This is a genomic window from Lacrimispora sp., assembly GCF_032078915.1.
Lineage (GTDB): Bacteria > Bacillota > Clostridia > Lachnospirales > Lachnospiraceae > Lacrimispora.
The window spans coordinates 1-15,020 of the sequence record NZ_DAMAUN010000118.1 but is presented as its reverse complement, the minus strand read 5'-3'; the positions used below and the strand labels follow the sequence as shown (position 1 = coordinate 15,020).

Here is a 15,020-nt window from a genome sequence, read left to right as displayed (position 1 = left end):
AACTATTTTCGCTCCACTTCCAAACAAATATGTCCACAAACTTAAGCGAAACAAAATAAAATATAATATAATTGCATCAATTCTAATCCTAGAAATTAAAGTTTTTATACTTACGCAAATCAACATAACCAAACAGAAAAATATACAGTATTTTACATATCTGTATCTCTGTGATGAATATCCAAACAAAATAGCAAATAAGGTTAGTAACCCTCTATGAGACATAAATAATATTATAAAAAAATATAGGAACTGCTCTCTAACATTTTTCCCCTGTAATTTTAACGTCATGCTATTAATACCTCGCTCTCTGCGAATAATCTCAGACACATAAATTTAGTCACAAAGGCGTATGTATAAATCATTTATAGCTTTTGCGTTGATATTTGCCGTCATGTTCACATACATATATTCTCGACCTTGATTAGCAATTTTTTGGGCCTGTGCTCTATTATCGAGTATCCAGTTCATCTTTTCTGCCAAATCTCTTGCATTTCCGCTTTCATATAAGATTCCGGTTTTCATATCACTAATTAGTTCTAAGGTTGCAGCCGTATTGGCGCCCACGACTAGTGATCCACCCAGCATCGCTTCCACTGTAACGCGACCAAAAGCCTCCGCTTTTGAGCATACAAATATTATATCGCCATTTTTGTAATATTCTTCAGTTTGGGATTGATAACCCCAAAACGTTATAAACTTAACCAACCCATAGTGATATACTAGTCGTTTCAGTTCATTAATATAAAGTTCCTGTCCAATTCCAACAATGTCTAAGTGAAAACAAGAACGTCCAAAATATTCCTTTAGTATCTTACACGCTTCCACTAACTCCTGTTGTCCTTTTTTTTCACTAACCGAACCAACAATAACTAATCTCACCTGTTCCGCCTGTAAAATCTGATGGTCACAATCATAAAATCTTGTTTCATCTATTCCATTATAAATTCTTACAAGATTCTTAGAAGAAATAAGCCGTGTATACTTGTTATAAATGCTGTCTGAAATTGCAACTAGTCTATTTGCTCTTGCCATCAAATCATACCCATATTCATTATTCCACATGGTTACATTCTGATCTTCTTCCAAGAACTCTCGAATATGCCATACGTAAGGTTTACAACTTTGAAGTGCCGCCTGTGCACCAATGTAAGTCCAAGTCGTATTAATATGTACTATATCAATCGCCAACATTTGAATCAACCTGCGACTCCTAAGAAGTGCAATTTTATTCAAAACGGTTTTTGCCTTTCGGGTTACCCAATATTTCAAATTATGCTTAACTCCAACTTTTTCTGTCCAATTAAAAGACCGCACAATGTAAAAGGGTATATCATTCGCACTCAGAAGTTCTTGCCCTTCCCCTTCTTTTGGTAGAACAACATACACATTATATCTATACTGCTTCTTCAGCAATGCACATAATCTCGTTAAGCTTATAAACGCTCCGGATGTTTTATTGTTATCTGACGCAAAAAATAAAATATTCATGCTCACTCTCCATTGTCATCTACCTTATACTTAAAATTATCTCCGCGGCACCGACGGAGTAACTACTCGAGGCATCCTTCGCTTGGTTGTAACTAAAAATGATTTTACTTTGCAATCCTGCAAATAATATACCGGCAACTCCTTTACTTTAAGTCGATTATGTATCACCCACACATTAAGCAACCGTTCTGCCAGAAACCCATATACCCTTTTCTGGTAATTCGTACGCTTTGATAAATCCACTCTGCTTTCAACAAAAGATAAAATTTCAAACAACCATTCGCAGTATTTATCATATTCAGCTTTTTTAATTGCCATTATGTTGAACATTGAACACTCATTATGATTAATGAATTGATCGTAGTTTTCTAAATACTCTGGAGAATTCTTTCCAATAGCCTCTCTTACTAATTCCAAATCACTTTCATAATGCCATCTCCGATAATATTCTAGCAAGGACATACCATATACAACACGTTTACTTAAAATAACATCATTATCTTTCAGCCATCGCATCAGCCCTTCTGGTGTTATAATTTTAGGATAAATACAATATGGTTTCATCAGGAAACGCCTATAATGCTCAATAGAAACAAATGCAGAAGTTTTATCGTTCTTCCAAATCCAGTATATTGCAGTCAGCTCGCAAAAATTTGCATTTTTTATTGCAATATTATCACCGGTGTTATCCATCAAATATCCGCCTTCATTATTTCCCCCGCCTACCATAATAGGGGTTCTTCCGTTCGGAATATTGTCCATCGGCTTATGCGTGACCATATACATTGTTATGTTCTTCATACTTTACCTCATAATAACTTTTTTCTATCCGGTTTATTTATTTCACTCTTTTAACCTATCATTAAACTTAAAATAATAGCGTATATCCAGCCATATGCATATCGGCCCACCCCAATTTATTGAAATAAAGTATTCTACTCCATCATATCCCTTGATACTAAAGATCTCCAATACATCATCCCATAGTGCTCCTTGGAGATGGTTTATTCATTTTGGCGATCTTCACAAAAGTTGATTACACCAATGAATTGTCAAATCCTTTTTTGTTACAATTTTTCTTTTATGATAATTTATACAGATTTTGAATCCAGCCAAGTCTTTTATCCATAAAGTGGAAGTATTTTATTTAACATAGCAAGGCATAGCACTGAAAAAGTGCTTGCGTTTGTAGCAGAAAACACCTCCTGATAACGATATTTCCAGCATAACTTTATCTATTGCCAGTGTGGCATCAACTAAATAAGAGGTTATATTTACCCTTAAACAGAATAATTTTTCCCTCATAAATAGACGCCCTTCATTTTTCTATTAAAGCCTTGTTGAGATAGTATAAAGAGGTTTTCCTTTTTTCTTGTAAAGAAACTTCCACTTTACTCCAATCTATCTGCTTTATGTTTTTTAAATCGAAAACTGATTGCTTCTCCGTAATCATCCGATTCCCCGTATGTAATAATTCTTGTAATCCTGTTAAACGGTTCATTTGTGCTACACCAACTTTTGGAAATACAAAAAATTGGGTATGGTATAAACAACTGAATACTATACAGTGAAAGGAGTCTGTAAACACATAATCTGCATTTCGTATTGCACTTATAAATCCATCTGGTGCGGCATCCCAATACTTTATATCACCAAAGCTAAAATCATAAAGATTGATATGTTCTGTTTCAAGGAATGGTATCGTAACTACTTTCAGATTTCTTTCTTTTGCGAATGCCGCAATCAATTTTCGTTGTTCTATATTCCCACGTAGTATATAGGCAAAGATATAAGGTTCCTTAAACTGACGAGGTAAGCATAAATCATCCCATACAGAACGTTCAACTATCAGTGTAGGATCAAGTACAGTCACACACCGTTCTACTCCCATAATCTGATTCAGAAGTTCGGTTCCGCTTTCTTCGCGACAAGTGATAACTTGAAATGTGGCAAGATTTTGCCGTATTTTTTCTGCTTCTTCCTCTGTCACACTGTCTACACCAATGCTAGGGGCATAAGAAAACTTCAATTTATTATTAGTTGCAAATCCCAGCCAATATATACTATCAACTGGTGTAAGAGTTGGGTTCCAGATTTGGTCACTGCCACATATAAAACCATCATAATCTTCATTAGCTTGGCTTATCAATTCTTCGCTATACTGTTTCTCTGAGACATTAAGCTTTTCATCAACAAACCTTTGAATATTATAATTTCTTTGTTTTAATCCGGGAAAGAAAAATTTCCAGAACGCTCGTTTCAGCGTATTTTTTAATCCTATTTTCTTTATCTTATTGACCAGATTATCAATAGACGTTATTTTCTTTCCGTACTGGCAAAGAATTTCGTAATCAACCTCTTCAAAACTGCTCAACGCCATCTGCATTGCATATGCTTGCAGTATGGAGCCATAATTATTTCTCCACCAGGTCAACCCACCAATTTTCATGTTTTTCTCACCTCCTTCTACTCCTTTGCGAAGAATAAGTTTCAATCAACACAAATCGTAGTTCTCCAAAGCGTTACAGAAATGCAAACACAACGAATACTGACTAAAATAATCAAGTTGATATAATGTTCCATAGAAAATGGCAACAACTATTTGCATAATTTATAATCATTTAACCCTTTGTTAAATATATTTTTTTTAATACTGCGGCAGAGTCCTTTATATCAAATCCTGCTTCCCTCACTTTAGGCATTGCTATAGCCGCATTTTTCGCTCGGTCACTTTGCTTTACCATATCAATTATTTTAGTTGCCCACTGGTCAGCGCTATCGTTTAATGACATAAACTCTACTGTATCAGTTAAGACACATTCATTAGTAACGGAATCAGCAAAAACGCACGGTAATCCATTAAGCTGCCACTCCACTGCAACCAACGGAAGCCCCTCAAAATGAGAGGGCAATAACATCCCATCCATTGCCTGCAAATAATCAGAAATTCTATCCGTTGTGCCTGTGAAAATAACACTATTTTTAATATCATTTGCCTTTGATTCAATTTCTTTCTTCAAAGGCCCATCACCAATCATAAACAATTTTGCTGTTGGTTTCAGTTCTAATATCGCCCTATAAATTTCCAAAAGAAATTTATGATTTTTCTGTTCAAAGAATCCCCCAACATGTCCTATGACTAATTCATCATTAATTCCATACTCATTCCTTACAGCTCTTCTGATCACAGAATTATATGTAAATACGTTCACGTTTCTTCCATTCGTAAGAATTGTGAATGGCTTTTTATCAAACAGCCACTTACCAGCAGCAGTACCACAGGAAAGTGCATCCGTATAAAATAAATTAAAAACCGGACGAAGCAATCTATCTGCTTTCACCTGATCACAACAAGTATTATGCGAATGCGAAATGCGTTTATTGCATCCACCCAACCATGCCGCAACCATCTCTATTGCTAATGTTCCACTATTTCCATGAGCATGAATTACTTGTATATGATTTTTACGAATAAACTTCTCCAGCTCCAACGCATAAAAAAAGGGATTAACTTTTCTGGAAGGCAAATCAACTATGTGGCATCCTAGAACTTCTATTCTCTCCCTGATATTCGGTTTTACCTCTATCGTACCAGCGACATAAACTTCCATGCCTGTCAAATCCATTTCCTCCAAATATGAAAGGATTACACTCGTAATTCCATCATAAATAAGTCCTACAGTACTGACAATTATAACTTTCATGTGTTTCTTCCTTTATGCAACTAATTTTTTTTCACCAATTCATCAACAATGACGCTAAATTTTTTATTGAATGTTTCATTATTACTTTTCAGACCTGCCGGCATTATATCTACTATCGTTTCATAATTTAAAATTATATTTTTAAGTTCATCTATTTTTTCTATCACGATAATATTACCCTGTCTTTCCGCAACTGCTTTCGAAAATTCCATCTGATGATTATTAACATGCTCATTAAACTGTTTTTGACGAGGTACAACAACCGGTATTTTTCCCACCTGTAACGACATTATAAAACTAGACGGACCACCGTGTGTAATTACAATTCTAGCTTCTGAAACCATTTTTACCATTTCAGAATATGGAAAAAGTTTACTCCATTTACAATAGTTAGGCTCATATGTACTATATCCGGTCTGAATAATAACTTCTTCGTCAATGTCGCCCTTTTCTTTCAGCTTATCTATATACTCAATCAACCGATTGAATGGTTGCTCATGCGTACCTACTGTAACAAATATCATATCTACTCCCCTTTGAACATGTATATCAAATTAAAATATGCTACCTAAATTAACAGCTTTTGGATAAACCTTTTTCATCTCTTCCCATTCAACCACGAATTTATCAACAATTGGACATACCATTTTTCCAGTTATCGTGGGCTTGTCAATTCGATCAAAAACTTCTATATAAATCAATTTTGCTCCAAAAAGTTTTCCCAAATAAAAAAATGGTACTGCAACAGCTGCTCCAGATGAAATAATTAAGTCCGGTTTTTCTTTTTTTAACACATTTAAAGCCAATTTTGTATTAATGATTAGTGCCTTTAAACTTCTATTCGTCGGATAATAGCACGGATACATTTTTTCGCCTTCAAGCAGACTACGCGCATCTTCTTTATCAAACGTAACCCAAAACCTTTCTTTATTCTCCCAAAACGGCTTTAACATATATAAATGTGTCAAATGACCACCACTTGAACCAACTAAACAGACCTTCATACTATTTCACCTTCAATCCCTTTGGAAAATATCTCTCGTATAAACTTTTTCTTTTACATCATCCAAGCAATCATCGTACCGATTGGCGATGATTGCGTTGCTCATCCCTTTAAATTTCTCAAGATCGTTAACCATGTGGCTACCAAAGAACGTATCCCCTTCATTAAACGTTGGCTCATAAATGACCACCGTCGCTCCTTTTGCTTTAATACGCTTCATAATACCTTGAATGGAACTTTGCCGGTAATTATCGCTATTGCTCTTCATTGTCAAACGATAAACACCAATAACAACTTTCCTCTCTCTCTTCTGATCATAGGAGTTGTCTTCAACATATCCATAATACCCAGCCATTTGAAGCACACGATCTGCAATAAAATCCTTCCTTGTGCGATTGCTTTCTACAACCGCAGACATCATATTTTGTGGAACATCTTGATAATTGGCTAACAATTGCTTAGTGTCCTTCGGGAGACAATAGCCTCCATATCCAAAGGAAGGATTGTTATAATGAGTGCCAATACGAGGATCAAGGCAAACACCTTGAATGATCTGCTGCGTATTTAAACTCTTCATTTCAGCATAAGTGTCAAGTTCATTAAAATAAGAGACGCGAAGTGCAAGATATGTATTAGCAAATAGCTTTACTGCCTCTGCTTCAGTAAAGCCCATAAATAAGGTATCAATATTTTTTTTAATAGCACCCTCTTGTAAAAGTCCCGCAAAAACATTGGCAGCTTCAACAAGGTGCTCATCAGCCATGTCAGTCCCAACAATGATTCTACTTGGAAAAAGATTGTCATAAAGAGCTTCGCTTTCACGAAGGAACTCCGGACTGAAAATAATATTTTTGCTTCCAGTCTTCTCTCTAATACTTGCCGTATACCCAACTGGTATCGTACTTTTTATAACCATAATAGCATCGGGAGCGTACTCCATAACCAATTTAATTACTGCTTCAACTGCAGAAGTATCAAAGAAATTCTTTTGGCTGTCATAATTTGTCGGAGTAGCAATCACAACATAATCAGCGCCACTATATGCTTTTTTTGCATCAAGTGTTGCCACCAAATTTAATTTCTTTTCTGCAAAGTATTTTTCTATATATTCATCCTGAATTGGGGACTTTCTCTGATTGATTAAATCTACCTTTTCTTTAATGAGATCTATAGTCTTCACTTCATTATGCTGAGATAGCAACGTTGCAATTGATAAACCTACATATCCGGTCCCCGCGACTGCTACTATAATATCCTTCTTATTCACAACCATTCCTCCTCAAATCCCTCGGATAGTACTCTTAAATCTATTTCTAAATATTTTTATTGTAACTACTATCCACGCATTTTACGTCCATTTTTCCGGGCAATAGGACCACCAGTGGACCCTTTCACATCTCATCTGATTATCCCCATCAATATGCATTTATTGGCATTAAAATCAAGTGATAACCACGTTATATCTTAGTCATCTGTTTTATTCCAAGTTATCGAGAAACGAGATTGCATTAGCAAATCCATTTCCAAGCGAATTTAAACCAAATCATTAACTACGCACCTACAAAAAACGGATACATTTCATTAAATAACCGTTAAAAACATACCTTTATTATACCGTCATAAAAGGTGTTGTCAATCTATTCTATTAAATCAAGAAAATAAAAATCTCGCTTTATCTTACAAATCTCATAATATAAAAAGTTTCACTTTAATCTTGTAACCGGTAACTTCTTTGTAACACTTTACTTCAAAAATCAACTGAAAACCCTCACTATTTCCCGCTCAAACATTGACATTCCCCCCATAAAGGGTATAATTAATACAGGTTATAAACGTACGTTTATAACCTGTTATTAACGCCAGATCTGAATCAAATATTAAATGGCAAACGGGGTGAGATGATGTATAAAAAAGCAAATGAAGGCTGGTTTAAATATATCGATTTCATAATTCTAGATGCATTATGTCTTCAGATATCATTTATTCTGGCTTATTTTATCCGGCAAGAAAATTTCAGGCCATACCGGACATTTCTTTATCGAAATATGGCTATTCTTCTTTTTATGATTCAAATAATCGTTACATTTTTCTTTGAGAGTTTTAAGGATGTCTTAAAAAGAGGATATTACAAAGAGCTAATTGAAACGCTGAAGCATACCAGTATGGTGATCCTTTTTACTATCTCATATTTTTTCCTAACACAAACTGGAGAACTATATTCCCGTATCATATTGCTTCTTACCGGAATGTTCTATGCATTTTCCTCATACCTAATCAGAATATTCTGGAAAGATCACCTGAAAAACTCTGGATTAGGCAATAACGGAAAACGTTCCCTGCTGATCATCACAAGCAAGGATATGGCTATAACGGTTTTGAATAATGTATGCAATCACAATTATGAGGGTTTTCAAATTAGTGGAATCGTTATTGCGGATGCCGATTTGACAGGTAATGAGATAGATGGAATTCCTGTAGTTTCCGATTTCAGGAATGCGGTAAATTATGTACGCCGTAAATGGGTGGATGAAGTGTTTATAAATCTACCAAGAGATTTTTCTCCATTAGAAAATACCGTCGATAGTTTTATCGAAATGGGTATAACAGTTCATCAGAATCTTATTGATATCACTGCTATAAGTGAACAAAAACAAAGAGTGGAGCGTATGGGGGATTATACGGTTCTGACCACCAGCATTAACATGGCAAGTTCAAAGCAACTTTTTGTGAAAAGAGTTATGGATATTGCAGGCGGCACCATTGGCTGTATCATCGCCGTTTTTCTATATCTGGTTCTCGCTCCTTGTATTTATATCCATTCTCCCGGACCCATCCTATTTTCACAAGTCCGTGTCGGTAAGAATGGAAAAAGATTTAAAATATATAAGTTCCGCAGCATGTACATGGACGCAGAAAAGCGCAAAAAGGAACTGATAGCGCAGAATCGCATAAAAGATGGCATGATGTTTAAAATGGACCATGATCCGCGTATTATAGGGGGCGAAAAGGGAATCGGAAGCTTTATGCGTAATTATTCCCTGGATGAATGGCCCCAGATGTGGAACGTATTAAAAGGCGATATGAGCCTAGTCGGAACCCGGCCTCCTACAATAGATGAGTGGAATAAATACGAACTGCATCATCGGGCAAGGCTGTCAATCAAACCCGGGCTGACCGGTTTATGGCAGGTCAGCGGCAGAAGCAGCATTACGGATTTTGAGGAAGTAGTCAAATTGGATAAGAAGTACATAATCGAATGGAATTTTAAGCTAGATATTAAAATCTTACTGAAGACAGTAGGTGTAGTTGCTTATAGGGAAGGCGCTTTATAGATTATAGAATTAGGTTAGACCAGTGGTTTAATAAACCGCTGGTCTAACCTATTTTTTTAACTTTTACTATTTGCATAATTTCAATAATATCTTTTTATATCTTCAATAGCTTTTATAACCACCAGCCTCCATTCTCTTTCACCGCAGACCATCTCAAATTCATACTTTTACTTCTTCAAAAATTTTCCAGTAATTTAAATATCCATTGGTGATATACTTTTAAAACAGGTGTTACCAATATCTTTATTCACTTAATATTCGATTAATAAAAAAGAAATTGGGGAAAGTTTAGAGGTCATAAATGAAGTACAACAAGATTGAAGTAGGTCAAAGAATACGTTATCGGCGAATTCTAATCGGTTGGACTCAAGAGGAACTAGCAGAAAAAATTGGTCGCGCTTATAAATATTGTCAGGATATCGAGCGCGGAACGTGCGGTATGTCTGTTGAGACTATGCTAAGCATCGCATCAAGTTTGAATGTTTCTTTAGATTATCTGATTTACGGAATAACCGAATCAGAAAAAGAAACCGACGAACTACTGGGCGAACAACAGGCCGTTATTAGCCTCCTTGGGCAATGCAGTGATCAGAAGCGGCGTTATGCGCTGGATATGTTAAAATTATTTATGAAAGCCAACGATAATAGATAAAGATAAAGATAAAAAGGAACATATTGCAGTCCTCCGCTTTTATAAGGGAAGTGCAATATGTTCCTTTTATATCTGATTGCATAATTTCTAAACGAGCAACTGATAATTCTCAATATCCAACATCTTTCCAAACTTTACTCCCACTTCCCTTATAGTCCCGCAATGTATAAATCCCAATCTCTCATGAAGCCGGATGCTCGCCTCGTTCCCTCCGGTTATTACTGAAATGACCGTATGAATATCATCCCGTTCCTTTGCAATTTCAAGGATTGCATAGGCCAGCTCCCCGGCTATTCCTCTGCGACGGTAGTCCATATCTATATATACGGACAGTTCCACTGTGGCTGCATAAGCCTCTTTGGGACGGTAAGAGGAAAGGCTGGCATACCCCACTGCTTTACCATCTTCTTCTGCCACGATCAATGGATGATTCCCCACATTATGTTCACGAAACCATACCAGCCGCTCCTCCATTGTTTTAGGATTTAAATCAAACGTAGCCAGTCCATGTTCCACTTCATAATTATAAATGTTTAAAAGCTCCGGCATATCCTTTTCTTCTGCGGTTCTGATCACCATATTCTTTCCTCCTGGGTATGATTGGACTTAACAAATGTATCATACATCAAACTACTGACCTCGTCCAATACAAATTGCAAGAAAATAAACCCTTTTTATTCCAGCCTTTTTCAGGGCTCGCGTACAGGCCTCTATGGTGCTTCCCGTGGTATAAATATCGTCCACTAAAATGACCCCCTCTACCCCTTCTATCATTTTTCCCGCTGAAAATGCCTCCTCCAGATTCTTAAGCCTTCCAGCAGGGTCAAGCCCCTTTTGGGGCATGGTTTTTTTATTTCTTACCAGCATTGAGGGACAAACAACGAGTCCAAGACGTTCTCCAATCCTGCGGGCCAAAATCTCCGCCTGATTAAATCCTCTCTCCTTCTTCCTGGAAGGATGGACCGGAACTGGAACAAGGACGTCTGCCTCCATGCGCCGGATCAGCTTCCCATACCGGACACAGATCGCTTCCCCATAAAAATCCAGGTATTCCCGCTTATTCTTATATTTGATTTTCGCCATGGAGCTTCCGGCGTTTTCATCATAATTCACAAGGGCCCTGCCATACTCAAAGGTGCGCTTATGCCTTACACAGTCAAAGCAATACTCCATGTCAGGACTTATGACCTCCTTCCCACACTTTTTACAGACTGGATTTTTGACAAATGATAGTTTTTTCACACATTCCGGGCAGATCAGCCTGCCTTTTGGCATAACGATTTCGTCACAGACTGGGCATCGTCTGGGAAATAGTAGATCAACGAAAAAAGAAGGGTACATATTATAAGATTCTCCTTAAAAAAGAATAGAATTAAAGATTATATTAAAGAAAGGAATTAAAAACAGTAAATAGAAATAGAAATAAAAACAGAAATTAGAAATAGAAATTTAAAACAGAAATTAGAAATAGAAATTTAAAACAGAAATTAGAACTAAAAATTTAAAACAGAAATTAGAACTAGAATTTAAAAACAGAAATTAGAACTAGAATTTAAAAACAGAAATTAGAACTAGAATTTAGAAATAGAAATTAAAATAGAAACTAGAACTAGTAATTAAGAATAGAATTAAAAATAGAAATAAAAGACCTATAAGATAGGCGCCTCACCCAAAGCCTGTCACCCCAAAGAATTTACGCAAGTGACGAGCCGAACAAACATGCATACATGTTCACCCGGCATCCACTGCAATAAAGAGAAAAACTCACATAGCATCTTTCTCTCATTTAATTTAACCTACTGATTTCGCAGATCCGGTCCTTTAATCCCGAATATCTCCGCTGCTCCATTTCATTTTTCACCATATCTCCGAAGGTTTCAGGCATTCCCACCAGGCAGACACAGGATTTTGCACGGGTCACCGCGGTGTAAATCAGGTTCCTGGTCATTAACATCCTGGGACCGGAAAAAACAGGGATGACCACTGCCGGATATTCACTTCCCTGAGACTTGTGAATGGTAATGGCATAGGCAAGTTCCAGCTCCTCCAGCTGCTTAAAGCTGTATTCCACCATGCGCCCTTCGTCGAATTCCACGGTTACCAGCTCTGCAAAGGCATTGATCTCCCGAATAATCCCCATATCCCCATTGTAGACACCGGTACCCTTGTCCATGGGAATCCCGTACTTATTGCGGACTTCCCACTCAATGTTATAATTATTCTTGATCTGCATAACCTTATCACCTACCCGGTAGGTGACTCCGGCCGTTTCCTTTTCAGCCTTTCCATCTCCAGGGGGATTTAAATATTCCTGTAGAATGGTATTTAACCGCTCCACACCGATGGCGCCTTTTCTCATCGGCGTCATGATCTGAATATCATAGGTCTTTGCATGAACATAACCAGGCAGTTTGTCCTGAACCAAGGTAATCATGGCATTGATGATCGCATTGGGGTCCTCTCTCTTTATGAAGAGAAAATCATTGCTCTTTTTCCCCAGAGGGACCTGCTCTCCTCTGTTGATCATATGGGCATTGACTACTATATCGCTTTGGGTTGCCTGACGGAAAATCTTAGTGAGCATAACTACATTAAAACTTCCTGAATCGATCATATCCCGAAGCACGTTACCAGGGCCAACGCTGGGGAGCTGATTCACATCCCCCACAAGGATAAGCCTTGTCCCCGGATTGATTGTCTTTAGCAGAGACTGCATCAAATGAATATCCACCATGGAAGTCTCATCAATGATCACTGCATCGGCATCCAGAGGATTTTCCTCATTTCTCTCAAAATGCATCCCCAAGGACCGGTCATCTCCCGGAACCCCAGTCAGTTCCAAAAGCCGGTGAATCGTCCTCGCCTCATATCCAGTAGCTTCCGTCATCCTCTTAGCTGCCCTGCCGGTAGGAGCCGCAAGGAGAATTTCCATCTCCTGGCTTTCAAAGAACCGTATGATGGTGTTGATGGTGGTCGTCTTACCGGTACCAGGACCTCCGGTGATGATAAGAAGCCCGCTGTTTACCGCTTCCACCACTGCCTGAACCTGTTTTTCATCCAACTCAATCTGCTCTTCCTTTTGAAGCTTAAGAAGCTGGGTCTGGATCTCCTCTTCTGGCATCCGCCCCCTGATATTTAAGTCATGAAGCATCTTTGCCACATTCAGCTCCATGTAATAATACTGGGAAGCGTAAACAATCCGTTTCCCTTCCAGCTCCCGGATGACAAGCCGTTTATCCAGCTGCATGTCCATCAGATGTTTTTCTATAAAAGAAGGCTCTATTTTAAGAAGCTCCGAGGCCTGGGACAAAAGCTCTTCCTCCGGAAGATAAGTATGACCGTTTGCCGTAGCCTGTAAAAGGATGTACAGCACGCCGCATTTGATACGGAAATCCGAATCTGTGAAAATGCCTGCTTTTCTGGCAATTTCATCTGCCATTTTAAATCCTACGCCGGGAATATCATCCGCCAGCTGGTAAGGGTTTTCCTTTAACACGCTGTAAAGCCTGGGTCCGTACTCCTGATAGATCTTTACCGCCAGATTCATGGTAATTCCATACTCCTGAAGGAACATCATGGCCTGGCGCATCTCTTTTTTCTCCTCTACCTGCTGAGAAATAGACATCGCCATCTTTTCGCTGACTCCCTTTACTTCAGAAAGCCGTTCCGGCTCCTCTTCCATGATACGGAATGTATCAGCTTTAAAGCGGCGGACGATCCTGGAGGCAAGAGCTGCTCCGATACCTTTGATGGCCCCTGAACCCAGGTACCGTTCCATGGCCGCGGTATCCTCCGGGGCCTTGATCTCATAGCTCTCTACGGTCATCTGCTCCCCATAAACCGGATGCTCGGTCATAGAACCTACGGCTTCAATCATTTCTCCCTCGCTTATGTAATGAAAACTTCCCACAAGGGTATACTCTTCGCCAGCATCCACGAGGCTCAGTACCGTGTAGCCATTGTCCTCGTTCCTGTATTTAATTTTCTCTACAAATCCGCAGACTGTTGCCATGGCTCCTCCCGTAAACGATAAGAAACGAAACGCGCTTTGCAGGTTTCTTATCGTTATCGCGCCAGTCGCTGAATGAAGACCACACATCTTCACCCGGCTCGTTGTACGCATAAATACAAGCGGACTGCCGCAAAACCAGCCCCGCCGGAATCTTGCGATGCCGCCGGGGTCGTTCTAAAGCAGTCCTGTCAACCATAGGCAGGACCGATATTTCTATCTGCCTGCCTTCTGGTTAAAATTCTGTTTTATTATCTCCGCCATGCATGAATTCAATAAATTTTCCTGTTCCAATGGCCACAGCAGTGAGCGGATCCTCTGCTATCATCGTTGTGATTCCGGTCTTCTCCTCAATTAAGGCATCCAGACCGCTTAAGAGAGAGCCGCCTCCGGTAAGCACGATTCCCCTGTCAAAAATATCGGCTGCCAGTTCCGGTGGAGTGCGCTCCAACACGTTGTGAACGGCGTCTACGATCTGCATAGCCGGTTCTTTTAGGGCATCCAGAGTCTCGTCCGAAGTTACCACAATGGTTTTTGGCAGACCGGTAACAAGGTTACGCCCGCGAACCTCCATGGTTAAAACCTCCGGCCTTCTGTATGCTGCACCGATGTTGATTTTGATTTCCTCAGCCGTTCTTTCACCGATCAAAAGGTTATGTTTCTTTCGCATGTAACGGACAAGGGCTTCATCAAAATCATCTCCTGCAACCTTTATGGAAGTGCTTACTACCGTACCTCCAAGAGAAATCACTGCAATATCAGAGGTTCCTCCGCCTATATCAACGATCATGTTGCCGCAGGCTTTTGCAATGTCGATTCCAGCACCGAT

At 38.7% G+C, this 15,020-nt stretch carries 14 protein-coding genes; 3 read left to right on the top strand and 11 right to left on the bottom strand.

Translation table 11 applies throughout. The annotated features are described in order from the left end of the window. A partial coding sequence (locus RT269_RS27255; RefSeq protein ID WP_313187411.1) for a hypothetical protein occupies window positions 1-220 on the top strand: 220 nt, incomplete at its 5' end. A 116-nt stretch (window positions 221-336) separates the two neighbouring features. On the opposite strand, the gene RT269_RS27250 is transcribed toward RT269_RS27255, so the two are convergent. The 7 genes from RT269_RS27250 to RT269_RS27220 all read right to left on the bottom strand — a co-directional run bounded on the left by RT269_RS27250 (window position 337) and on the right by RT269_RS27220 (window position 7,450). Next, window positions 337-1,491, bottom strand: coding sequence for a glycosyltransferase family 4 protein (locus tag RT269_RS27250; protein ID WP_313187409.1), 1,155 nt, complete (start codon window positions 1,489-1,491; stop codon window positions 337-339). Between the two features lie 36 nt (window positions 1,492-1,527). After that, window positions 1,528-2,292 carry a DUF4422 domain-containing protein gene (locus RT269_RS27245; protein ID WP_313187408.1) on the bottom strand — a complete coding sequence of 255 codons (765 nt, stop codon included), beginning with the start codon at window positions 2,290-2,292 and terminating at the stop codon, window positions 1,528-1,530. 517 nt (window positions 2,293-2,809) lie between these two features. Beyond that, entirely contained in the window at window positions 2,810-3,940 is a 1,131-nt protein-coding gene (locus RT269_RS27240) for a polysaccharide pyruvyl transferase family protein (RefSeq protein WP_313187406.1), read from the bottom strand. A gap of 172 nt (window positions 3,941-4,112) precedes the next feature. Beyond that, window positions 4,113-5,195, bottom strand: a complete 1,083-nt coding sequence (locus RT269_RS27235) for a glycosyltransferase family 1 protein (protein ID WP_313187405.1) — start codon at window positions 5,193-5,195, stop codon at window positions 4,113-4,115. A 20-nt stretch (window positions 5,196-5,215) separates the two neighbouring features. Then, window positions 5,216-5,719, bottom strand: coding sequence for a glycosyltransferase (locus RT269_RS27230; RefSeq protein WP_313187403.1), 504 nt, complete (start codon window positions 5,717-5,719; stop codon window positions 5,216-5,218). Window positions 5,720-5,749: 30 nt separating this feature from the next. Next, a complete protein-coding gene (gene pssD / locus RT269_RS27225; protein WP_313187402.1) occupies window positions 5,750-6,199 on the bottom strand; it encodes a PssD/Cps14F family polysaccharide biosynthesis glycosyltransferase in 450 nt (149 codons plus the stop codon). 12 nt (window positions 6,200-6,211) lie between these two features. Next, complete coding sequence (locus tag RT269_RS27220; RefSeq protein ID WP_313187414.1) at window positions 6,212-7,450, bottom strand: nucleotide sugar dehydrogenase; 1,239 nt, start codon at window positions 7,448-7,450, stop codon at window positions 6,212-6,214. A gap of 649 nt (window positions 7,451-8,099) precedes the next feature. Between RT269_RS27220 and RT269_RS27215 the strand changes: the two genes are divergently transcribed. Next, window positions 8,100-9,530 carry a sugar transferase gene (locus RT269_RS27215; protein WP_313187412.1) on the top strand — a complete coding sequence of 477 codons (1,431 nt, stop codon included), beginning with the start codon at window positions 8,100-8,102 and terminating at the stop codon, window positions 9,528-9,530. A 301-nt stretch (window positions 9,531-9,831) separates the two neighbouring features. After that, on the top strand, window positions 9,832-10,182 hold the full coding sequence (locus tag RT269_RS27210; RefSeq protein ID WP_313187400.1) for a helix-turn-helix domain-containing protein: 351 nt from the start codon (window positions 9,832-9,834) through the stop codon (window positions 10,180-10,182). 87 nt (window positions 10,183-10,269) lie between these two features. On the opposite strand, the gene RT269_RS27205 is transcribed toward RT269_RS27210, so the two are convergent. The 4 genes from RT269_RS27205 to RT269_RS27190 all read right to left on the bottom strand — a co-directional run. After that, a complete protein-coding gene (locus tag RT269_RS27205) occupies window positions 10,270-10,761 on the bottom strand; it encodes a GNAT family N-acetyltransferase (RefSeq protein ID WP_313187398.1) in 492 nt (163 codons plus the stop codon). A gap of 51 nt (window positions 10,762-10,812) precedes the next feature. Next, window positions 10,813-11,523: a ComF family protein gene (locus tag RT269_RS27200; protein WP_313187396.1), complete on the bottom strand. Its 711-nt coding sequence runs from the start codon at window positions 11,521-11,523 to the stop codon at window positions 10,813-10,815. Window positions 11,524-11,968: 445 nt separating this feature from the next. Beyond that, window positions 11,969-14,194, bottom strand: coding sequence for an SF1B family DNA helicase RecD2 (gene recD2 / locus RT269_RS27195; RefSeq protein ID WP_313187394.1), 2,226 nt, complete (start codon window positions 14,192-14,194; stop codon window positions 11,969-11,971). 232 nt (window positions 14,195-14,426) lie between these two features. After that, the coding region (locus tag RT269_RS27190) for a rod shape-determining protein (protein ID WP_313187392.1) at window positions 14,427-15,020 on the bottom strand (594 nt) is incomplete at its 5' end.